Source organism: Mycoplasma yeatsii GM274B, assembly GCF_000875755.1.
Taxonomy (GTDB): Bacteria; Bacillota_I; Bacilli_A; order Mycoplasmatales; family Mycoplasmataceae; genus Mycoplasma; species Mycoplasma yeatsii.
The window spans coordinates 215207-239405 of sequence record NZ_CP007520.1 but is presented as its reverse complement, the minus strand read 5'-3'; the positions used below and the strand labels follow the sequence as shown (position 1 = coordinate 239405).

Annotated in this window: 20 protein-coding genes; 2 read left to right on the top strand and 18 right to left on the bottom strand. The window is 24.7% G+C overall.

What is annotated here, in order from left to right; genetic code table 4:
* From MYE_RS00980 to rpmG, 4 genes are all read right to left on the bottom strand, one after another.
* Entirely contained in the window at positions 1-1050 is a 1050-nt protein-coding gene (locus MYE_RS00980) for a phosphatidate cytidylyltransferase (RefSeq protein ID WP_042733173.1), read from the bottom strand.
* A 150-nt stretch (positions 1051-1200) separates the two neighbouring features.
* Positions 1201-3783 (bottom strand): BspA family leucine-rich repeat surface protein, encoded by a 2583-nt coding sequence (locus tag MYE_RS03990; protein ID WP_052491387.1) that lies wholly within the window; start codon positions 3781-3783, stop codon positions 1201-1203.
* 98 nt (positions 3784-3881) lie between these two features.
* The gene (locus MYE_RS00970; protein WP_042733172.1) at positions 3882-4958 is read right to left on the bottom strand and encodes a M24 family metallopeptidase; all 1077 of its coding nucleotides are present in this window, start codon (positions 4956-4958) and stop codon (positions 3882-3884) included.
* A 65-nt stretch (positions 4959-5023) separates the two neighbouring features.
* Positions 5024-5167, bottom strand: a complete 144-nt coding sequence (rpmG, locus tag MYE_RS00965) for a 50S ribosomal protein L33 (RefSeq protein WP_004427899.1) — start codon at positions 5165-5167, stop codon at positions 5024-5026.
* Between the two features lie 184 nt (positions 5168-5351).
* Between rpmG and MYE_RS00960 the strand changes: the two genes are divergently transcribed.
* Complete coding sequence (locus MYE_RS00960; protein ID WP_052491386.1) at positions 5352-6335, top strand: lipoprotein; 984 nt, start codon at positions 5352-5354, stop codon at positions 6333-6335.
* Between the two features lie 430 nt (positions 6336-6765).
* Here MYE_RS00960 and MYE_RS00955 read toward each other — a convergent pair whose 3' ends face one another.
* The 3 genes from MYE_RS00955 to MYE_RS00945 are packed head-to-tail and all read right to left on the bottom strand — an operon-like array spanning position 6766 to position 9861.
* Positions 6766-7380, bottom strand: coding sequence for a hypothetical protein (locus MYE_RS00955; RefSeq protein ID WP_042733171.1), 615 nt, complete (start codon positions 7378-7380; stop codon positions 6766-6768).
* A gap of 1 nt (position 7381) precedes the next feature.
* The gene (locus tag MYE_RS00950; protein ID WP_042733170.1) at positions 7382-8242 is read right to left on the bottom strand and encodes a bifunctional 5,10-methylenetetrahydrofolate dehydrogenase/5,10-methenyltetrahydrofolate cyclohydrolase; all 861 of its coding nucleotides are present in this window, start codon (positions 8240-8242) and stop codon (positions 7382-7384) included.
* 8 nt (positions 8243-8250) lie between these two features.
* Positions 8251-9861 carry a TrkH family potassium uptake protein gene (locus tag MYE_RS00945; RefSeq protein WP_042733169.1) on the bottom strand — a complete coding sequence of 537 codons (1611 nt, stop codon included), beginning with the start codon at positions 9859-9861 and terminating at the stop codon, positions 8251-8253.
* Positions 9862-9960: 99 nt separating this feature from the next.
* Here MYE_RS00945 and MYE_RS00940 point away from each other — a divergent pair, with 99 nt between their 5' ends.
* On the top strand, positions 9961-10662 hold the full coding sequence (locus MYE_RS00940) for a potassium channel family protein (protein ID WP_042733168.1): 702 nt from the start codon (positions 9961-9963) through the stop codon (positions 10660-10662).
* Between the two features lie 42 nt (positions 10663-10704).
* Here MYE_RS00940 and gatB read toward each other — a convergent pair whose 3' ends face one another.
* The 11 genes from gatB to MYE_RS00885 all read right to left on the bottom strand — a co-directional run bounded on the left by gatB (position 10705) and on the right by MYE_RS00885 (position 24191).
* On the bottom strand, positions 10705-12144 hold the full coding sequence (gene gatB / locus MYE_RS00935) for an Asp-tRNA(Asn)/Glu-tRNA(Gln) amidotransferase subunit GatB (RefSeq protein WP_042733167.1): 1440 nt from the start codon (positions 12142-12144) through the stop codon (positions 10705-10707).
* 1 nt (position 12145) lies between these two features.
* Positions 12146-13600: an amidase family protein gene (locus MYE_RS00930; RefSeq protein ID WP_042733166.1), complete on the bottom strand. Its 1455-nt coding sequence runs from the start codon at positions 13598-13600 to the stop codon at positions 12146-12148.
* A 1-nt stretch (position 13601) separates the two neighbouring features.
* Positions 13602-13898: an Asp-tRNA(Asn)/Glu-tRNA(Gln) amidotransferase subunit GatC gene (locus tag MYE_RS00925; protein ID WP_042733165.1), complete on the bottom strand. Its 297-nt coding sequence runs from the start codon at positions 13896-13898 to the stop codon at positions 13602-13604.
* 2 nt (positions 13899-13900) lie between these two features.
* Positions 13901-15907, bottom strand: a complete 2007-nt coding sequence (gene ligA, locus MYE_RS00920) for an NAD-dependent DNA ligase LigA (RefSeq protein WP_042733164.1) — start codon at positions 15905-15907, stop codon at positions 13901-13903.
* A gap of 2 nt (positions 15908-15909) precedes the next feature.
* Positions 15910-17865, bottom strand: coding sequence for a membrane protein (locus tag MYE_RS00915; RefSeq protein WP_042733163.1), 1956 nt, complete (start codon positions 17863-17865; stop codon positions 15910-15912).
* A 13-nt stretch (positions 17866-17878) separates the two neighbouring features.
* A complete protein-coding gene (locus MYE_RS00910) occupies positions 17879-18781 on the bottom strand; it encodes an RluA family pseudouridine synthase (protein ID WP_042733162.1) in 903 nt (300 codons plus the stop codon).
* Between the two features lie 12 nt (positions 18782-18793).
* On the bottom strand, positions 18794-19768 hold the full coding sequence (locus tag MYE_RS00905) for a CPBP family intramembrane glutamic endopeptidase (protein WP_042733161.1): 975 nt from the start codon (positions 19766-19768) through the stop codon (positions 18794-18796).
* A gap of 59 nt (positions 19769-19827) precedes the next feature.
* Positions 19828-20097 (bottom strand): HPr family phosphocarrier protein, encoded by a 270-nt coding sequence (locus MYE_RS00900; RefSeq protein ID WP_042733160.1) that lies wholly within the window; start codon positions 20095-20097, stop codon positions 19828-19830.
* 120 nt (positions 20098-20217) lie between these two features.
* Complete coding sequence (locus MYE_RS04390) at positions 20218-20928, bottom strand: lipoprotein (protein WP_042733159.1); 711 nt, start codon at positions 20926-20928, stop codon at positions 20218-20220.
* A gap of 268 nt (positions 20929-21196) precedes the next feature.
* Complete coding sequence (locus MYE_RS00890; RefSeq protein WP_042733158.1) at positions 21197-23371, bottom strand: ATP-dependent helicase; 2175 nt, start codon at positions 23369-23371, stop codon at positions 21197-21199.
* Positions 23358-24191: an RDD family protein gene (locus MYE_RS00885; RefSeq protein WP_042733157.1), complete on the bottom strand. Its 834-nt coding sequence runs from the start codon at positions 24189-24191 to the stop codon at positions 23358-23360. Before MYE_RS00885 ends, MYE_RS00890 begins: the two co-directional genes overlap by 14 nt.
* Between the last annotated feature and the right edge of the window lie 8 nt (positions 24192-24199).

The following is a 24199-nucleotide window of genomic DNA, read 5'->3' as shown; positions in this document are numbered from 1 at the left end:
CTAAAGTTGATTAGCAAATAGACCAATAAAAATTATGAAAAACATTACACAAAACACAAAATAAAATGAATCTAATCTATCAAGTATTCCACCATGTCCTGGAATTAAATTTGAAAAATCTTTAATATTAATACTTCTTTTAATTCAACTAAATAATAGATCACCTAATTGACATAAAATAGAAACTGCCATAGTTATAAAAACATAAGACACAACAACTCAAGATCTTGAAATATTTAACACTTTAAAAAATCCATAAAACGGTGCATATTGTTGAGTTGAACTAACAAAATATAAAGTTAAAATTATTGCTAAATTAACTAAAACTGAACAAACAAATCCAGCAATAGCTCCTTCTCAACTTTTTTTAGGACTAATAGTTGGTGCTAATTTGTGTTTTCCAAATTTAACTCCAAAAAGATAAGCAAAAGTATCAGTTAAAATAATTGTTAATCAAATTCAAATAATACTTGAAAAACCATAAAGTAAATAACTTGAATCTCTATTTTTTGAAAAAATATAAAAACCTAACATATTAAAAGTTTTTAAAGCAAACACCATAATAAAACTTATTAATAATATTTTTGATATTTCTGATTTATTTTTACTAAAACTATTTTTTAATAAAATTCAAACTAAACTAATATAAGAAATTAAAATTACAAAAGGTATTATATTTCAATAATTAACACTTGAAATGAAATTAAAAATATAAGTATGTTTATCTTTATCAGTAAAAGGTAATCATAACAATAAAACTGTAAAAAGTTGAATAAATAATTTTTCTTTAGAAAATTTTATTTCAAAAGATGATAATAACTCATTTGTTGAAAAAAACAGAATAACACTACTAATTAATAATGAAATTACATTTAATGCTATTAAACTATTTTCTGATCATTTATTTATAAAACCAATATTATATAAACTTGGAAATATTAAATAAATTATTAAAGCTATAACTAAAAATACAGATGAAATCACTCTCATTTGAAAATTAGTTCTAATTGATTTTTGTTTTATTTGTTGTTCTTTAGAAATTTTATTCATATTATTTTCTCTCTTCTAACTAACTTTTATTTTAACATTTTTTAATACCTTTTATTTTTTAACTTTTTTTATTGTATTAGTTTAGTCTTATTAAATAAAATATAAAGAATATAGAAAAAATAGAGTTATAGACTCTATTTTTAATAATTATTAATTTAACAATTTTCTAATTACTTCAGGAAGTTTATCTCCTCTAAATTGAGCGTGTGTGTTAAAGTTGAAAAATAGGCATTTTTCTCGGCTAATTATCTTTACTACGTTTCAATTAGAAATATCTTGATTAAAAGAAGTTGCTCCAAAAAACATATAACTCATATCAGTTACATTTGAAGTGTTGAAGTTTAGAGGTTGGTTGAATGATCTGGCTTCTTGGAACATAGTTCTCATATTAGTTACTTTAGAAGTATCGAATTTATTTCCTAAAGGTTGGTTGAAATTATGAGCTTTATTAAACATATAACTCATATCAGTTACATTTGAAGTATCGAATTTATCTCCAAGATGTTGGTTGAATGATCTGGCTTCTTGGAACATAGAATTCATACGAGTTACTTTTGAAGTATCAAATTTATCTCCAAGAGATTGGTTGAATGATCGAGCATGATTAAACATAAAACTCATATCAGTTACATTTGAAGTATCGAATTTATCTCCAAGATGTTGGTTGAAATTATGAGCTTTATTAAACATTCAACTCATATCTGTTACTTTTGAAGTGTCGAATTTATCTCCTAATGTCTGATTGAATGATCGAGCTTGTTGGAACATACAACTCATATCTGTTACTTTTGAAGTATCAAATTTATCTCCAAGAGGTTGGTTGAAATTATGAGCTTTATTAAACATTCAACTCATATCTGTTACTTTTGAAGTGTCGAATTTATCTCCTAATGTCTGATTGAATGATCGAGCTTGTTGGAACATACAACTCATATCTGTTACTTTTGAAGTATCAAATTTATCTCCAAGAGGTTGGTTGAAATTATGAGCATTATTAAACATAAAACTCATATCAGTTACATTTGAAGTATCTCAATTTTCCAATCCTGAAATTGTCGTGTTATTATTACCACTAAATGCACTACGCAAACTAGTTATAAATGTGGGTAAATTTGGTGGTATTTTATTAACTGAAGAGTGAGCTTTTTCAATTTGTCATTTACCGCTTTTATTTTTAAAGAATCCAATTCTTGTTAGTCGATGGTTATTTGATGAATAAATAGCTTTTAGACCAAACTCAACTTTAATTGTTCCAATAAATTTTTTATTTTCTTTTCCTGTGATTGTTGCAGTGTTTTCTCTGATTTCTATATTAAGATCATTTAAGCTTAAGTTTGATTTATTTAGTTTATTTAATGCATCTAAGACAGAACTTTGATCATCTTTATCTAACACACCTAGATATGTAGAAGTGATTGGAAATAATCTTAAATTCACATTAATTGTTCCTTGATATTTGTCATTCCCAACGACTCTAATTGTTGCAACGTTATCACTTACAGAAACAGTTAATTGTTCACGAGTAATTTTGTGTGAATTCAATATATCAGAGTTTAATTCTACAAACCTATTTAAAACAGTTTCTTGATCATTACTGTTAAGATTATTTATTTCCTTTACAATATTTCCGATTTTATTGAAATCGTCCTTAATTGAAAAAGTAATTACAATTTGTCCTTTAAATTTAGGATTATTATCTTTAACTTTAACAGTTAATGAAGTATTTTGTATATCTCCAACAAGTTCAAAATCTTGAGTAGTTAATCCTTGTAATTTTTCGCGGTTATTTGAAATAAATGAGTCAATAATTACATTTTTCTCTACCGAATCAAATACTCCAGCATTACTATTTAATTCTAAATTTGAAATGTCAGTTTTAAATTCTAGATTAACTTGAATTTCTCCTTGATAGTTTTTATTACCAGTAAGAATAATTTTTGCAGTATTACCACTTACTTCAACTTTTAATTGTTCCTTGGTAATTTTTGTGTTTTCTTGATTGAATAAATTTCTATTTAATTCTAAGAATCTATTTAAAATAGTGTCGTTACTGTTATTTTCTAATCGATCTACGGTTGTTATTACTTGATCTAATGACGAAAATGGAGATTGATATTTAAATTCAACTTCTCCAGTATAATGAGTAGAATCAGATTTTGCTTTAACTACAATAGTTCGTGATTGTTGATTAATATTAATATCAAAATCTTTATTAAATTTTTCAAAGTTAAAATTTTGATCAAACTTATTATTTTGTAAAATATTTCTTCTAATTATTTCATCAATAATATTTTGTTCATTAACAACGATAAAAAGCCCAAGATCTTTATCCTCGTTTTTTACAAGAAAAGCGATATCTGGTTTATAGAATTTCAATTCCACTTCTCCTTTAACATCATCAGAATTGTTAGCAATGACTGTTGCACTAGCGGAATTTTTATTAAATACCATTGTTACATGTTCTGGTTTGATATCTATATTTGATTTTTTAGGAATTAAAATCTTGTTTATATGTTTTAGTATTTCTTCTTTATTTTCAATATATAAAATATCTAAGAAACGTTCTTTTTCAGATATATCTTTATTTAGATCTATAAAATCTTTATTCTGTTCTTTTTTACTATGCAATAAACCTACAGTTACTCCGGTTATTGAGCCAAAAACAACTAATAATCCAGCAATAACTAATAGGATTTTGCTTTTACTTTTCTTTTTAGATTCTATGCATTTCATAACATTTCAATTTTACTTTTTTTTTTTTTTTTACAAGCAAGAGGGAATTTTTAACTTTTCTATTCAAAATTAAAAAATGGTCTTATGACCATTTAAAATTATTTATCTAATTTTATTAATGTTCTTGGTGAACTAGTTAACATTTCACAACCATCTTTTGTTACTAAAACATCATCTTCAATTCTAACTCCACCTAAACCTGGAATATAAATTCCTGGTTCAACAGTAATTGTCATATTTTCTTGTAAGATTACTTGTCCAGTTGATCCTACTCCTGGTTCTTCGTGAATTTCAACACCAATTCCATGACCTAGTCCGTGATCAAAATATTTACCATATCCTTTAGAATCGATAAATTGATGAACTTGACGGTGAATATCACCTGCGTTTACTCCAGCTTTAACTAAACTAATTCCTAATGATTGAGCTTCATAAACAATGTCATAAATTTCAGCTAATTTACTATCAATTTCTCCAATAGCTATAGTTCTTGTTTGATCTGAACAATATCCATTATAAAAACAACCCATATCAATAGTAATTAATTCATTGTTTTGAATAACTTTATCACTTGGAACGGCATGAGGTTTACTTCCATTAACTCCAGAAGCAATAATTGTGTCAAAACTTATTTTATCAGCACCAAACTCTAAGAATTTATCATCAACAAATCTTTGTAATTGTTTTTCAGTCATTCCTGGTTTTACATAATCTAAAATTGCTTGAAATACTTGATCAGTAATATCACAAGCTTTTTTAATATTATCTATTTCTCAACTATCTTTGATCATTCTCATTTTTGAACAATCAACAGGAACTAATTCTACATCATTAAAGAATTTATCTCTAAATAATTCATATTGTTTGTAAAAAATTCAATCTGCTTCAAATGCTAATTTTTTAACATTATTATCTTTTAATATTTTATTTAAATCATCTTTTAAGTTACTTGAAAAATGATAAAGTTCTACATCTTTATTAATTATTTCGCTTTCTCTTGCAGCTGTTATATATCTACCATCTAAAAATAAGTGTGATGATTTTTTAGTAATTAATAAATATCCTAGTGATGACTGGAATCTAGAAAATCAATATCTATTTTCTGGTGAATATAATAAAATTGCATCAGCATCATTTTTATTTAATAAATCTATAATAATTTCGTGTTTATTCATAGCTTATTCTCCTATCATTTAACAATAATTATATATTTATAATTTAAAAAAATAGTCATAAAAGACTATTTTTTTTGTTTATGAAGTTCGTGTTTATTACAATTTGCACAGTATTTAGCTACTTCGATTTTTGGTTTTTTCTTATCGTTTTTACCAATGTAGTTTTCATTTTTGCAAACTGTACAGCGTAAAATATACTTTTCGCGCATTACTATATCCACCTTTCATAAATAAAAAATATCAAGCTATTTTTAAAGTACATTTAATATAATAACATTTTAAAAATAACTTTCAAGATTTTATATTAAATTAACAAATACTATTGTATAAAAATAGTTTTATTTTATTTATTATATAGTAAAATAAATAATGTTATAAAAGAGAGGTATGTAAATGAAAAAAATACTTTCACTATTATCTACTGTTTCAATTATTGCTACATCAGCTAGCTTAGTTGTTAGTTGTGGAGCTGCTACAAAAGAATTTAATCAATTTAATAAATATGTAGAAGAATCAAAAAATAAAACTTTAATTGTTTATTTAGGGGCTAAAAATAATAACTCATCACTTTCTTTTGAAGATGGATTACAAGAAGTTACAGATTCAAATAGTTTTTCAGAAGCAATAAGTAAAATAAATAATGGTTCTGGTCAATCTACAAATAAATTTATAAGTGCATTTCATAATAACTTAAAATGAAATGTTACAAGTGGAAATGACGGGAACCCAACTGACAATTTATATAAAGTTGATGTAAAAAAAGAAAAATCTAAAGATAAAGATAATAAAGAAACTAAAGAATATTGAGTAACAACTACAAGAATTGGTGATAATACTTCAAAGCTTTTCCAAGACATGAATGATGAAGTTAAATTTGAAAGTATTATTTATGATAAAATTCAAAACCAATGAAATGGTGGAGTTAGAAAAAAAATACTAGATGATTATTTAATACCAAATCTAGCTAAACAAATTTATGGTATTAAAGGAATTAATAATAAAAATAAAGAACAAGTAACTAATACTGTTTCATCACTATCATCAAGCGTTCAAAATTTAGAAGGACCATTATTTATTGTTTTAAGAGATGGAATGTTTTATGGAATGATTAGCGGTTTTGAAGTGTTTACAAATAGAGAAGAAAAAGATAAATCTAAATGTATAGATTCAAATACCAATTTAGAAGAAGCAAAGAAATTAAGAAAAGATGTATTCAACACTAAATTTATCGATTCTTTAAAAAAATCAATATTAAATTACAATATTTTAAATATTTATAATAATGAAAAAGATAATTCTGAGCTAATTAAAAAGACTATTTTTGTTCCAGAATGAAAACATTCTGATATTGGAAGAAATGATGAAAATAAAAAATAATTAATGAATCTTAAAGGATTCATTTTTTTCTACGTTTCCCGCTTTAAGCATAAAATAACAGTTTAAACTTATAAACCAAAATTTATAAGCCAACTGTTATTTTTTTACATTTTAATAAATTAAGTGTTACTTAAAAATAAGAAATAACAAGAAAATACTTCCATTAATATCTATAAAACATAGTGAACACCGCCACCCCTTTTTGAGAAAACTTTTTGCTTGGTTTTTTAATAGTGTTAATTTTATTTTTACAATTCATATAACACGAGAGATAAAACAATTTTATTAATAGTAAATAGATGTATTAAAATATGAATCTAAAATTTTAACATCCAACTAAACAATTATTGTTCGAGTAAACAAATTTTTCAAAACTAATAAATTTAAATAAAAAAGCGATCTTAGTCGCTTTTTTTACACTTATTAAATACTAATCTTTTTCTTTTAATCTATTTTCTGCTTTTTCTTTAACTTTGTTATAAAGTTCTTCAAATTCAGGATCTTTTTTAAAGATTGCAGTCAATTTATCTTCTGATATTTCTTGGTTTTTAACTAATTTGTATGTTTTTTCAACTTGTTTTAATTTTTCGATTTTTTTAGCTTCATTAATTTCATCAACTTGATCATCAACTATTTCTTGTTCTACAACTTGTTTATTTTTAGTAAATAACATATAAATAGCTCCAACCATACACACAACTGACATAAATGAAAGTATTATTATAGTTACTTTTAAAAATCCAGTTTGATAATAAGAACTAATAACTGATAATACTAAAATAACTAAACAAATTAAAAATATATAATTTCCTAAAACAAATAAACTTATTCCTGCTGCTAAATTTAAATGAATATTAGTTGTGTTTTCAACCAATGATCCAACAACCATTCCAATTATTCCAAAAATAAACATCAAGCTAGATAAAAGCATACTTACACCTGCTGATATTTGAATAATAAGATTGCTTATTTTAAAATTTTGATCGTATTGATTGTTTTGATCATTTTTAAATAATGCTTTGATTTTTTCTATTTTTTCTTTCATATTATTTTTCTTCTCCTTCATGTCTTTTATATAACTTTAATGTATTTTCTAAAAGTGTTACAACTGTCATTGGGCCAACCCCTCCAGGAACTGGAGTTATATAACTTGTTAAGTCTTTTACATTTTCAAAATCAACATCACCAACTAATTTGTTAGTAGCTGTATCTCTTATAATACCCACATCAACAACAACTGCATTCTGTTTTATCATTTCTTTTTTAATAATAAATTTTTGTCCAGTTGCTGAAATTACGATATCTGAATTTTTAGTATATTTTGTAATATCAACAGTATTTTTATTACACATAGTAACTGTAGCACCCATATTAGATAACATAATAGCTAAAGGTTTTCCTACGATATTTGAAGTTCCTACCATTGTAATATCTTTTGATTTTATTTCTATATCATAAGCTTTTAATAAATTGATTACACCAAGTGGAGTACATGGATAGATTGTGTCATAATTTTGTAGCATTTTACCTTGATTCATATAATGAAAACCATCAACATCTTTACTTACATCAATTGCTTGAAGATAGCTTTCTTCATCAAATCAATCAGGTAGTGGTAATTGTAATAAAACACCATCAACAGTTGGATCATTATTTAGTTTATCAATAATTTTATATAACTCTTGTTTAGAAATATTAGCATCTAATTTTAAAGTTTCAGAATCAATTCCAACTAGTCTACAAGCTCTAGTTTTATGAGAAACATAAACTTTTGATGATTCATCATCTCCAACTAAAATAACTACTAATTTAGGTACTCTTTTATTATTAATAATTAGTTTATTAATTTCTTCTTTTAATACTTCTCTTCTTTGTTCTGCAACTTTCTTACCATCTAAAATGATCATAAAAACACCTATCCTATAGTTACATCTTCATCTAAAAATTTCAATGCTTTTTGTCTTGCTGGTTTTAAAAATACTAATAAAGTATTAGATACTCCTAATTGTCCTATAAACATTACTAAAATTATTAATATCTTAGTAGTTGCACCTAATTTGTACATATCATGATGAGTTAAAGGACTTAATCCAACCGTACCAAAAGCACTACATATTAATAATAAAATTTCACTAATTGTACCTTTATCATTTGTACCTAAAAATACTTTATTAGAATCTATATAAATTGTAAATACCGAAATGAAAATTAAGAACGTAGAAATGAAAAATGTTGCATGACTTCTTCTAACTGTTGCTTCTGGAATTGTCTTTTTAAACGCACTAGTATAATTTCTATTTTTAATAATTGATAAAGTTGATAATAAAAGAATTGCAAAAGTTGTTGTTCTGATTCCTCCTGCAGTTGAACTTGGAGCTGATCCAATAAACATTAATACAGATAAAATGAATTTTGAACTTGGATTAAAATTAGACATATTAATAGTTGAAAATCCTGCATTACGAGAAGCGGTTGTGTTAAATAAAACATCCATAAACACTTCATTAAATGGCTTAATAGTTTTATTTAAATTACTATCTAAATTATTAAAAATTAATGAATTATCATAATTAGAATATTCAGTTGATAAAACTAATAAAGGCCCAAATATAAATAATGTTAAATAAACTCAAAAACTTAATTTAGTAAATAAACTGAATTTAACTTTTTGACCTGTTTTTCTTGCTTGTATTTTTCTTTTAATATCATGAAATGTTGGATAACCTAATCCACCAATAATTCACTCTAACATGAAAATAATTTGAATAGAATAAACTTTATGATCTATTGTGTTATAAGGTTGAAGTGAGTTAGGTGAAATAATATCAAAACCTGCATTGTTTACTGCACTTGTTGAATGAAACACAGCAAATCATAATGATCTTCAAAAATCATGAAATGGAGAAACTGTTTCAAGACTTACACCATTATTTGACATTGCAGGTTCATTGAAAAAGAATAAGAAAAATAATATAAACGCTGAAAATATTTGCACAATAGTTAATCAAATAAATCCATCTTTAATTAATTGAATAGTTGAACTTGTAATTGTACTTCCTCTTTCTGATTGAGCAACCATAGTATCAGAAATAGATATTTTTTTATTTATAAGTAAAAATAAAACTATTTTAAAAGTTAAAACTCCAATACCACCAAATTCAATTAGAATTAATAAAATAAATTGTCCTCAAAAAGTATAAGAATGTGAAACATCAATCACAGTTAATCCAGTATCACTAAAACCACTTGAAGCAGTAAATAACCCTGTTAAATAATCTCAATTATATTTACTATCTGCTTGACTAGTTAGTGCAAAACCGGGAATAGAAAGTAAAAATCCACCAATTAAAACAACACAAAGATAAATTAAAAAGATCTTTCCAGAAGTTTTAGAAAGTGGTCACGACTCTTTAAACTTTATAAAAAAATTATGTTTATTTGATTTAATTCTTTTAAAAAAAGATTTTTTAGAGTTGCTTGATTTATTTAGTTTTGCTTCTTTTTGATTGTTATCTTTTTTAAACATAAACTCATCTCTTTTGTAACTATTTTTTTATCTTTTCAATGATATTATTATATCACTATAAAAGAATGTATAATTTAAATAGTTAAAGAGGTATGAAACATGGCAGGAAAACAAAGCTTTGCATTTATTGGTATTTCTAATTTTGCACTATCTATGATTTCATCATTAGTTGAAAAACGTCAATCAGTAAAAGTATTTGATTTTGATGAACACAAGATGAATTTATATCTTTCTGAATTTAGTACAGTTGATTCAGCTGTTATAAACTCAACAAACAAAAAAGCCTTAGAAAAAGAAGGAATTCAATCTTATGATGCAGTAATTGTATCAATTGGAGATGTTGAAGATTCACTAGCAACTGTTTTAAATTTAATAGATTTAGAATGTAAAAAAATCATAGTAAGAGCAAGAGATGAAAACCAAAAAAGAATTTTATTAGCTCTAGGATTAAGCGAAAATCAAATTGTTATTCCAGATAAAGTTGCAGGAAAAATTACAGCAACTAGAATTCTATTTAACATTGATTTTGATCTTGATGTTCAAACTATCGATAACGAATTTGTTTCATCAACTCTTGAAGTATCTAACCCTGATATTTTTGATAAAACAATTCAAGAAATCGGACTATCAGCTAATAAAGACTTTAATATTATTCAAATTAAACATAAAGGAAAAATTATCTTACCTGATGATTACACTGAACTAAGAGAAGGTGACTTATTATTAGTGTTTGCTAAAAATACAATCATTAATATGTTAGCTAAAAAAGTTCAAGGTGAAGATGACGAAGATGAAGCATAATTGATAAATAAAAAACTTCTGTTAGTAACAGAAGTTTTTCTTTTATATAAGTTCTTTGATAGTATCTATAATAATGTTATTTGCTAAATCAGGGTTAACATTACCGTTACTAATTTTCATTAATTGTCCCATTATTGTTTTAATAACTCTTTCTGGACGTGAGTCATATTGAGTTAATAATTCTTTATTTTGTTCAAAAATAGGTTTTAACATTTCTTTAATTTGGTTAGGATCAGAAATTAGTTTTAATCCTAATCTATCAATTATTTGTTCAACTGTTTCTTTGTCTGATTCAAAAATAATAGGCATAATCACTTTTGTTTGTTTTGATGAAATAATTCCATTATCAATCATATTAATAACAGTTGCTAAACTTTCTGGTGTTAGTTTAGTTTGATTAATAGTAATGTTTTCTAGATTTAGTTTTGATTGAACTTCTGAAATTAACATTTTAGAAACTTTAACACAATTAGTTGTTAATTTAATTGTTTTTTCAAAAAACTCAGTCATTTCTAAACTAGTTAAAATAATGTTTGTATCATCTAAACTTAAACCTAGATCATTAACATATCTTAAACGTTTTTGATCTGCTAATTCAGGTGAGTTTTGAATTACTTTTTCAATTCATTTTTCATCTAATTGAATTGGTAAAATGTTAGGTTCTCTAAAGTAACGATAATCTAATGCATCACTTTTACTTCTCATTAAAACAGTTGAATTAGTTTGATCATCAAATCTTCTTGTTTCTTGTTCAACGATTTTGTTTGATAGAATAATTTCTCTTTGTCTATTTAATTCAAATTCAATAGCTTTTCTGATGTTTGAAATTGAGTTTAAGTTTTTAATTTCTACTTTATTTGAAAATGATTTAGATCCTAATGGTCTGATTGAAATATTTAAATCAGTTCTTAATGATCCTTCATTCATTTTTACATCACTTACATTTAAAAATAATAATACTTCTCTTAATTTTTCAACATAAGCACAAGCTTCATCAGCACTTCTCATAACTGGTTTAGTCACTATTTCAATTAGCCCTACTCCAGCACGGTTGTAATCTATATAAGTTAAATCGTCTTTATGAACTTGTTTTGCAGTGTCTTCTTCAATATGTAAACGTTCAATTTCAATTACTTTTTTACTATTATCTGGTAAAGTTATTTCTAATTTCCCGTCTGTTCCTATCGGATGAAATTGTTGAGTAATTTGAAATCCTTTAGTTAAATCAGGATAAAAGTAATTTTTTCTATCAAATCTTAATAGATTATCAATTTTCATATCTAATGCATTACATGCTAATAACGCTAATTCAACACCTTTTTTATTAACAGTTGGTAAACTTCCTGGATAAGCCATATCAACTTCATTAACTTGAGTATTTGGTTTCATACCAAAACTAACAGGAGCAGCAGAAAACATCTTTGTATTTGTTTTTAATTCAACGTGATTTTCAATACCAATAATAAGTTCAAAATTGTTCATCTTAGTCCTCCACTATTTGGTTTTTAATACCGATAATGTTTTCTAGTGTTTTTGCTGCTTGTAAAGTTAATAGATCTGATTTTACTTTAGTTGTTAAGTTAATACCGATTGGCATTTCATCATATTCGAAAAATGGAATTGTAATTGATGGAGCTCCTGAAAAGTTTGCAAGCATTAAAACATCATCTAAAAATTCATTTTCTTGTGAATTTTCATCAACTTCTTGAGCGCCATCAATTAATGGAGCAATAGATCTTGAAGGTGGTAATAATAAAATATCAATTTCATTAAACATTTCATCAACCGCTTGATTAATTAGTGTTCTAACTTTTTTAGCTTTATTTAAATATTTAATTTGATTTTCACGTTTTAAGTTTAATGAACCGATTAAGAAACGTCTTTTTACAACTGAACCAAATTTTTGACTTCTTGTTTTAGTCATAACTTCAGTATAATCTTGTCCTTCAACTCTACTTCCAAATTTAATTCCATCTAAATTAGCATTAGTTGAAACCGCTTCACTAAATGAAATCATCATATAAACAGGTGATAATGCATCTAATAAATCTTGTCTAAAATCAATCGCTTTAACAGTATATCCTTGATTTTCTAATTTTTTGAAAAGTTCTAAATATTTTTCTTTATGATCATCATCTAAAGCATCAATTACATTAGTTATATAACCAAAAGTTTTTGTTTTATCAAAAGAATCAATTTGTTTATAAAAATCAGATGATTCAATTTTAGTTGATGTAAAGTCTTTAACATCATATGCGAAACTAGCATCACATAAAACTGCCATATCATCAACATTTCTAGTAAAGAATCCTGCTGTATCTAAACTTGGAGCATAAGGTAATAATCCATATCTTGAAATTGCTCCATATGTTGGTTTGAACCCAACAATACCGTTATAACTTGCAGGTTTTCTAATTGAATCTCCAGTATCAGATGCTGTTGCAAATGGAATAATTCCTTTAGCAACTAAATAAGCAGATCCTGAACTTGATCCTCCAACTAATCGACGTTTATCTCTTGGATTAACTATTTTTCCATTACATGAGTAAAGACCAGTTCCACCCATTCCTAATTCATCTAAAGCAGTTTTTCCTAATAATACAGCTTTATTTTGATCTAATTTTTCAATTAAAGTTGCTGAAAAAGGTGGAATATATCCTTCTAAAATATTTGATGATGAAGTAGTAGGAATATCTTTAGTTGAAAAATTATCTTTTGATAAATATGGAATACCACATAAAATATTATCTGCATCAAAATTAGCATCAATTTGTTTAGCTTGTTCTAAAGCTTGAGTTTCAGCTATGTAATTAATAGCATTTGAGTCTAATTCGTTTTTTAATTCTCTTATAACTTTTTTAGCTAAATCTGTTGCAGTTGTTCTTTTATTAACTAAATCATCATGTAATTCTAATATACTTTTAGATTTATAATCCATCTTAATTAACCACCTTTGCTATAGTTACACATTCATCTTTACTAGTAGGAGCATTTTTTAAAATGCATTCTTGATCAATAACTTCTGGGTTGTTATCTTCTCTTAAAAAATTATGAATATCTTTTAAAGGGTAAAATGTTGGTTCTACATTTGTTGTGTCAATACTTGTTACTTTTTTAAGTTTTTCTAAAATTGATTCTTCAACAGATAATATATAGTCTAATTCTTGATCGTTTGCTTCTAACATAATATCTTTGGCAAGCGATTTTAAATAATTTATATCTATAACATCTTTCATTATTATTCACTCTCATTTCCTATTAATTTGTAAAACTCATCTTCACTTATAACTTTAACACCTAAACTATTAGCTTTTTCTAGTTTAGATCCTGCATTCTCACCAGCTAGTAAATAATCTGTTTTACTTGTAACTGATGAAGTAGTTTTTCCTAAGTTTTTTTCTATTAATTCTTTAAAGTATTCTCTATTTTTAGATAAAGTTCCTGTTATAACAAATGTTTTATTAGCTATTTTTGATTCTTGATTAACTATAGAATCTAAATAAGCAAAGCTAATTCCAATTAATTTAAGTTCCTCTATTAATTTTATATTTTCATCAATCTTAAATCAATCAACTACAGATTGAGCCATTACTTCACCAATTGAATCAATATTAGTTAATTGTTCTAAACTAGCATTTTTTAAATTATCAATGTTTTTAAAATTTTGAGCTAATACTTTAGCATTTTTTTGACCTATATGTCTTATACCTAATCCAAATAAGATTTTATCAAAAGATGAGCTTTTAGATAATTCAATAGAGTTAATTAAATTATCGTATTTTTTTTGACCAAATCCTTCTATTTGTAAAATTTCATCTTTATGGTTTTTTAAATTATAAATATCTAAGATATTTGAAAGTATTTTATTATTAAATAAAGTTTCAATTAATTGATCACCTAATCCTACAATATTTGTTGCGTTTCGGCTTACAAAGTGTTGTAAACATCTAACAATTTGTCTAGGACAAGAAGTATTAATACAGAATTGATCAACTTCATCAGTATTTTTTTCTAATAAACTATCACAATCAGGACAACGATCGCTAATTATTCATTTATCTAAATTATAAAAATTATCATCTTTAACTGCTTCTAGAACTTCAGGAATAATATCTCCTGCTTTTTTTATTTTTACATAACAATTAACTCTTAAATCTTTTGACTTAATAAATTCAGCATTATGTAAAGTTGCAGCACTTACAACCGTTCCCATTATTTGAACTGGTTCAAGTTTAGCATTATAAGTAATTTTTCCTGTTCGACCAACTGTTGGGAAAATATCTAATAATTTAGTTATTTTTACTTCTGCTGGAAATTTATAAGCGATTGCTCATTTAGGTGCTTTTGTTGTATATCCTATTTTTGCTTGTAATTTTTTATCATTTAATTTAAAAACAATTCCATCAATTTGATAATCTAAATCATCTTTTAGTTCAGTATATTTTTCAATGTAATTTTTAACTTGATCTAAATTAGAACACAACATTGGTTCACTGTTTGTTTTAAATCCTAATTCTTTTAATTTTTCAATTGATTCAGCTTGAGTTAAATCATCTGAATCATCAGCTAAATAATAGTATAAAAATGCATCAAGATTTCTTTTAGCAACAATTGATGAATCTAATTGTCTTAAAGTTCCAGCAGCTGCATTTCTAGGATTTGCAAATAATTGTTCACCTTTTAATAATCTTTCATTATTAATTTTTTCAAATTCTTTTTTAGATAAAAAAACTTCTCCTCTAACTTCAACTCTAGTTTTTTTACTAATTTTTAAAGGTATTGATTTGATAGTTTTTACATTAACTGTTACATCTTCACCAACAACACCATCACCACGAGTTGCTGCTGTTGTTAAAATTCCGTTTTCATAAATTAATGAAATTGATAAACCATCTATTTTTAATTCAGCAAAATATTGATTATCAATTGTATTTGTAACTTTACTTATTTGATTATTAAAATCTTTAAATTCTTCAAAACTAAAAACATTACCTAAACTTAACATAGGAGTTTTATGATTAACTTTTTCAAAACCTTGAATAATAGTTCCACCAACTTTTTGAGTAGGCGAATCTGGTGTGATAAATTCAGGATTTTGTTTTTCTAGTTCAATTAGTTCATTTAAAACAAGATCATATTCACTATCATCAACTGAAGGATTATCTAAAACATAATACTCATAAGATCACTTTTCAATCTTTTCTTTTAATTGATTAATTTTTATTAATATTTCTTGTTTATTCATATCTATTCTCCAAAATCATGTTCAATTTCTTTATCTTGATCTAAATCTAGATCCGTATTTTTTAAAGTATAAATTTTAGGTTTTTCTTTATGTTTTAAATATTTAAATTCTTTTTGATCAATCACACTATCTTCATCATAATCGTTAAATCCTGACATAAATTTAACTAATAATTGTTGTTGTTCTAACATTTTACCTGTATCAATTCCTTCAGCAATAAAACGTTTAATTTTATTATCATATTGTTGTTTTTTAACTATTTGTTTAATAATTGGTAAACCTAAAAATATACCAATACCAACTGAAGGTCTTATGATAATAGGAAGTAAAATTGCTACAATAAATCCCATTGTTAATGTTATTGATATAACTTTAAATAAATCAGGTAATAAAACATTTGTCCCTTTAATAGGTATGATTGAAGCTACTAAAAAGATAGTTGTAAATCATGAAGTAATCACTCCAACAAATAAGTAAATAAAGTTTTGTAAAATAGAACTAAACTTAGCAATATATACTAATTTATCTCATGTAAAGATTCATAAATATAAATAAGCAATTGTTATAAATAATGATTTAAAAGTATAAAACACAATTAAAATTGTTGATATTTTCTTTTGATCATCAACTAAAAATCTAGCTACAACTAAAACTATTAGATAAGAAATTACTAAATAAAGTCCAGCAATAATATTAATAGATTTTGCAATAGCTTTATTCATACCTTTTGCTTGAATTAAAGAAAACTTACCATCTAAAATAATAATTAAACTTGTTGAAAGTGCGTACATTAATGAGAATGTAAATCTTGAAAACACAAACTCAATTGCTTGGTTATTAATTTTACTATTATCTCTAATAATTGATGAAAATAAACCTGAAACAACATAAGGAGTTAACATACCAATTGTTGCAAAACTCAATACGGCTACAACATAAGTATAAAGTTCATAATTAATATATGATTTTCAATCTAATCGACCATTTTTAATAATAATACTTAAGAAGTACTCTCTAAAAGAAGTAATTAAAGTAGACATAATAATTCTAATATTTACACCAACTACCATATAAAGAGATAGTAAAGATGTAACTTCCAGTGCTGATGAACCTAATGCTAAGAATAGAACTAAAATGTCAGCATTTCTTAATATTGAAAATCCTATTTCAGATCAGAAAATTTTAAAGGATCTTCTTGCTAGATGAGAGTTGTTAAAATCTCGGTAGAATTTCAATCAAGGATATTTGATTTTTACATATTGTTTTATTAAAAATCCTCTAACAAAAGGATAAAGTAAAAAGATTAAAAAGATATAAACAGGTGAATAATTATCTCTAATTGTTAGATAACTATTTAAACCTATAAAAAATAATCCAAATACTAAAATATCAGAAAACAATATTGCTAAACGTCTACTTCCGTTTCTTTGATCGGCTCTTAAAATATTTTCATAAACACCAAATAATCCAGTTGATAATGTTTGTTTAAACCCAAAAATAAAAAATATTAAACTTAATTCTCAAAAATTTAAACTAGTTGCATTACCTGATGGAGAAGTGAAATTTAATGATCAATTAGCAGGTTTGTTGTTGATAATTGCTGGAGCTAAAGCAATTTCTAAAGGATATAAAATAGATAAAAGAAGAACTAATGTAAAACCTGTGATAATGTTGTTATTATATTTTCTTTTAGCTGTTGAAAAGACTTCGTTTGCTGAAATTCAATCACCTTCTGAAATTGGTCTCATAAGCATGACAATAGTTGCTATAGCTAATGATCCTTCAGCTGAACCAGCAATTAATGATAAAGATATACTAATTCTAATATACCCGTTTATTTCAGGACCAAAAGTTTTTAGAATTCAAAATATCATTAAGAATTGAATCAACATATTTGTAAGAGAAATAATAACCCCTATAAGGGCACTAAAAACTCCATATTTAGCTGATGTCTTCACTTTTACATCTCCTTTAATTAGCTCATTTAGGAATAAATTCTATTATTTTTTCATTTAAATAATCTAATGGTTTTTCTAAATTATGAAAAACTAATTTGCTTGCAGATAAATAAATTATTTTTTCATCGTTAATTTTTCTACCACCATATCTAAAGTCATTTAAAATTGGATTTTTTAAATGACTTAACATGGATCTTATTTGGTGTTTTCTTCCTGTTATTAATTTTACTAAAATTAAATTCTTTTTAATCATATTAAACTCAGTTTTACAATACTTATAGTTATCTAACATTTCAGTTGAAAAGATTGATTTTTTTATTTCTGAATCATAATTTATTCAACCTTCTAATACAACTGTGTTATCTAACGTTCAATCATGTGAAGTTAAAGCAAGATAATATTTTTCTATTTTATCTTTATTCTGTATTGCATCCATCAATATTTCTGATGACTGTTTGTTTTTTGCATATATTACAAGACCTGAAGTTAATTTATCTAATCGATGAACATGAGAAATTACAAATGAATTTTCATTTAAAGGATCGTATTGATTTTTATCTACTAAATAAGACTTAATCATATCATCTAAACAAACATTGTATGTAGAATGCATTTCTAAATTAGCTTCTTTATTAACAATAATTAAATTATCATCTTCATAACAAATATCTAATTTAACATTTTTTATGTAATTAAAATTATCTCTAATTACAGGTTTATTTGAATCATAAACTTCAACAATATCATTTGATTTTAAAATGAAATGTTTATCTTTAATTCTTTTTGAATTAACTTTAATATCACCTTTTCTTAATCATTTATAAATAACAGAAATTGGTGTTGTTGAATATGTCTTTTTTAGAAATTTAAATAATGTTTGATTTTCATCATTTTTATTAATACAAAATTTTGTCATACTTCTCCTAAATTAATTAGTTGATATTGTTATTATTAAAGAAATTAAGTTATAAGTTGAGTGAATTAATCATGAATAAGTAATATTACCACGTGTAAAATCAAAAGCTAAACTTAAAAATAAACCACCTAAAAGATATGGAGTAATATTTCAAATATCACCTGATCCAACGTGCATAATTCCAAAAAATAACATAGAAATTACAATTGATAATCATCTAGATCCAACTGCTGTGAATATCGCATTTCTTGTGATAATTTCTTCAAATAATGGAGCAACAAATACTGTAAAAATTAGTAAAAGAATTATATAAATTACTTTTGTTTGTTTATCTTTTAATGGTTCAATTAGATTTTGTTGATTTTCAGATTGTCCTAATCCTAGTTTATTAGCTATAATTCCATATAATACATTTCCTAATAAAAACATTACTACTGTAAAAACAACAACTACAATGATTAATTGTTTTTTATTTTCTTTTAATGTTAATTTTACTCTTTGTTTTAGATCATCTATTTTTAAAAATGCATAAATTATTAAAATAATTTCAGCAATTAGTTGAATAAATGTTTGAAATACACTTCCTCATGCTGTTATTTTTTTACTTTCTTTATCAAATAAACCAGGAATTATTTGAGCACATATTGATGAAAAAATTCCCATAACTAAAAATGCAATAGGATAAATAAACAATATACCTACTCCTGCTTTGAAAAATGATGTCGGGTGTAATTTTCAAAAAATAAGTCCACCTATAGTTGAAAAAAATAAACTTGAAACACTAATAATTAATTGAATTTGTTCTTCATTAATGTTTAATTGCTTTTTGAATACATTTAAAAATATTAGCGTGATTAAAGGCAGTATTACTATTGATAATAAAACTATGATTCCCTCAACTTTAGCATTATATTTGTAAAAGTCAAAACCATATTTTTCATCAACATTTGTAGATTTTAATTGGAAATTGGCGATTTTTTTAAACACTTTTTTGCTCTCCTTTAAATAAATAAAACAACCTAATGGTTGCTTTAAAATTAATTAAATTATCCTTCAATTAAACCTGATTCAACCATCGCTTTTTTAACTGCTTCAATTGCATCATCGGCATCAGATCCATCAGCTTCAATAGTTACTTCTGTACCAGTTTTAATAGCCATAGCCATTATATTCATAATTGATTTTAAATTACCTTTTTTTTCACCAGCAATAATTGTAATACTTGAAATGAATTTTGATGCTTCTTTGGCTAACACAGAAGCTGGTCTTGCATGTAATCCTACTTTATCTGTAATAACAGCTGTAAATTTCGCCATTATTTATCTTCCTCCTAAAATTTATATAACATATTTATTATACCTTTTTACCAATTTTATATCAATTAAATATAATTAGCTGTCAAATTAAAAAAGGTGCTCTGGCACCTTTAACATAAATTATTTTAAGTCTTTTACTTTAACTATTTCTTTGTTATATTCAGCTAATGCTTTTTCAACATCTTGTTTGTATTCTTTTTTAGCTGCTTCGTATTTTGTTCAAGCATCTTTGAATTTTTCTAAAAGAGCTGAATTTCCTTGTAGAGTTTCATCAACTAAAAGTTCTGCTTCTAAGTCAGCTTTTGCTTCTGATTCAGCTTTAATAAGTTCAACATTTTGTTTAATTGATTCTACAATAGCTTCTTTTTCTTCTTCAGTTAAATCTTTTTTAGAAAGAATTTCTTTGATTTTAGCTTCTACTTTTTCATTAGATCAATCTTGTTCAAAATCATCTTTAATGTCTTTTCATCCCTTAGCTTCAGGGAAGTTTTTATTATCTTCTTTTTGACCTTTATCTTTATTGTTTGCAAAAATTTTATCTAAAAGTTCTGAATCATTTACATTTCCTTCAACTTTTGTTTTTAATTTAGCAACTTCAGCTTCAATTTTTGCTTCAAGTTGTTTAATTTCTTCAGCTGTGAATGATTTTGATCCGATTTCTTTTAAAATTTCTCCACATTTTTCAACAAATTTATCAAATGCTTTTTCAAGATTTTTTTCTAATTTTTTAACAACATCTTCTTGTTTAACTTCAGTTTTACATGCTACTGCAACTGCTCCAGTTGTAGCAACCATTGCAACTGATCCTAAAACTGTTAATAATTTTTTCATTTTAATTGTACCCTTCAAAATATAAATTCGATTTTAGATTGGTGCAGACACATCGGTGCACATTTTCTATTCTACTTTTTTTTTTTTTTTTGCAAGCGTCTGGTTAAATTGAGTACAAAATAATTTATTTAAAGATATGGCTTTGTATAGGAATTGAATGTGCGATTAGAGTTTTTTATTGTTTAGAAGCTATATTATGCAAGACTTTGTAAAAATAAAAACTTCTATACATTCGTTAAAACTAACAAACATATAAAAGTGATAGTAATTATAATTTTGTTAATGCAGGATTATTTGTTGCAACACTTGTAGTTCCGTGAGCTTTATTTTCAAAAGCAATTTGAAGTTGATTTCCAATTATATTTGTAATGATACCTTTACCAAATAAGATGTGATTAACCATATCTCCAACTTTAAAATCAACAAATTGTGTTGGATTGATTATTGGAGAAATTCTTTTTGAATGAAAATCTTGTTTTTGATAATTCAAACTATTTATAAATTGTGATTCAAATTCATAATGATCTTTATTTAATTCATAAATAAACTTACTTGGTAGCAATTCAGATTTCATAATATAAGAATATTCACCTTTAACATAAGTAATAAATAATTGCTCTTCAGCTCTTGTTAAAGCAACATAAAATGTTCGTCTTTCTTCTTCTAATTCTGATTGAATATTATTTGAAAGTTTTGAAGGAAGAACTCCTTGATTAATACCTACAACAAATACAACTTTATTTTCTAAACCTTTAGCAGCATGCACTGTTAGTAAATAAACTTTATCTTCAACTACTTGTTGATCAGCGTCTCCTGTAAGTGATTCTTCTTGTAAAAAAGCAATTAATTTATTTTCTTCTAAATAATATTCATAATCAAAATCTAGTTCAAAATTTCTTAATTGATCATATAAAGCATTAATGTTTGCAATATTATCTTCATCTTTTAATACTTTTAATTTTTCTTCATATCCAGTTTTACTTAATAAATATCTTAGGATCTCTTCAACTGATTCGTTTTTTAAAAACATTTCATTTGCAGATTTTAAAGTTTCAGATAATGAATCTAATTGTTTTGTAATTAAATGAAGATCGGTTTTATCATCATTTACTAACAAATCATAAATAGAAATATTTTTTTCTTCACATAAATCAACAATCTTTTTAATTGTTACTGATCCAACTTTAGGAATTAAACCTAAAATTCTTTCACTTGAAATGTTATCTTTAATAGAAATCATTTTTAAAAATGCCATAGCATCTTTAATTACTTTTCTTTCTCTAAACTTAATTCCTCCAATTAATTGGAAAGGTATTTTTTGATTGTAAAATTCTTTTTCAAATTCTTGAGATCAAGCATTAATTCTATATAAAACAAAAAAGTCTTTATATCTATATCCTTGTTTAACTAATTCTTTTATTTGTTTTGCAACATATCTTGCTTCATCTTCACGAGATTGAGCTTCTTTTACAATAACTTTTTTTCCTGAATTATTATTTGTAAAAACTTCTTTTTCTTCTCTATTTTTATTATTTCTGATTAAAGCATTTGAAATGTTTACTATTTGTTGAGTTGAACGATAGTTTTGATTAAGTTTTATAGTTATTGCATTAGTATAAGTTTTTGAAAAGTTTAAAATAATATCAACTTTAGCTCCACGTCATGAATATATTGTTTGATCAGGATCTCCAACAACAGTTAAATGATTGGTATCTTTTGTTAAAAATTTAATTAATTCAAATTGAATTTCATTAGTATCTTGAAACTCATCAACCATTACATAATCATATGCATTTCTTCATTTTTGTAAAATTTCAACATTTTGTTTAAATAATTTGTAAACATAAATTTGTAGATCGTCAAAATCTAAACTATTAGATTCTTTAAGCTTTTGTTCATATAATTTATAAACTACAGCAAAATTTCTTTCCATAGGATTAAAAGCGTTTTCCATTGCTTCATTAGGAGTGTATAAGCTTTCTTTTCATTCTTTAATTCTATATAAAATCTTTTTATCAAAAATCTTTTTTTGTTCTTCAGTTAATACTAAATTGGATTCTTTAACAGATTTTTTAATAATAGCTTTTTGATCATCTGAATCAATAATTGAAAAGTTTTTTTCTAATCCTATATTAGTTCCATCACTTCTTAAAACTCTACAACATCAAGAGTGAAAAGTTGAAATGAAAGGAGATTTTGAATTATCTTGAACAATATTTAAAACTCTTTCTTTCATTTCATTAGCTGCTTTATTTGTAAAAGTAACTGCTAAAATTCTAGAAGCTTTAATATTTGCTTTTTCAATTAAATAAGCAACTTTTGCAGTAATTACTCTAGTTTTACCACTACCAGCTGCAGCAATAATTCTAACTGGTTTATCAGTAGTTATTACAGCTGATAATTGTTGAGGATTTAAAGAATCTAATATATTAATTATGCTCATCTTTTTTCTCACTTTCTATTAGTTTAGTTTGATTTTGATTTTCTAACTTTAATGTTTTGATGTCTTGTTTTTTCAAGTTAATAGATTTATTGTAATTAATTTCTTCTTCATTTTGAATTTCATATATAAAATCATTATCAAAATTACCAGGTTGATCAGTTAATGAAACGTGTTTTTCATCTCTTTTTAACATTTTATTAAAGTCATGTTTTTGTATTTTAATTTGTTGTTTTTTATCAACTACAACAAGGTGTAATTTTATATCTATATTTGCTTGATGAAGTTTTTGAAACTTAATTGAAATCATAATAACTAATCATCAAAAGAAAACAATAATTAAACCAAATTGATAAATTATAGCTGATATAAAAATTCTAAATCTATTATCATTATTAATATTTACAGGAAGAATTAAAGCAAAAATAGTAGTTGATATCATTCCAATTAAAAATGGAGCAAATATAAAAACTAATTCTCTTAAAAATATATCTTTAAAAGTAATCGGTTTTTTATATAAACTAATTAATTGTAATTTAAATATTTTTTTAGATAATGATTGACCTTTTAAAGTTCAAGTTAAAACTACAAAATATAAAAACATTCATATTATAGAAATTAAATATCTTGTTAATAAAATCACAACATCTCCTGGTTGTGATTTTCACAATAAATCTATTAAAATCATAGGAATTGATCCTATTATTAAATCAAAAAGTCTAGCAAAAAGTAATTTTCAAACACTAGCTAGACTAAATTGATTGTCTTCTAATTTTTTATTTTTATCAGTGTATTGAACTAATAAATATTTTTTATTTTCCATAGTCTTTT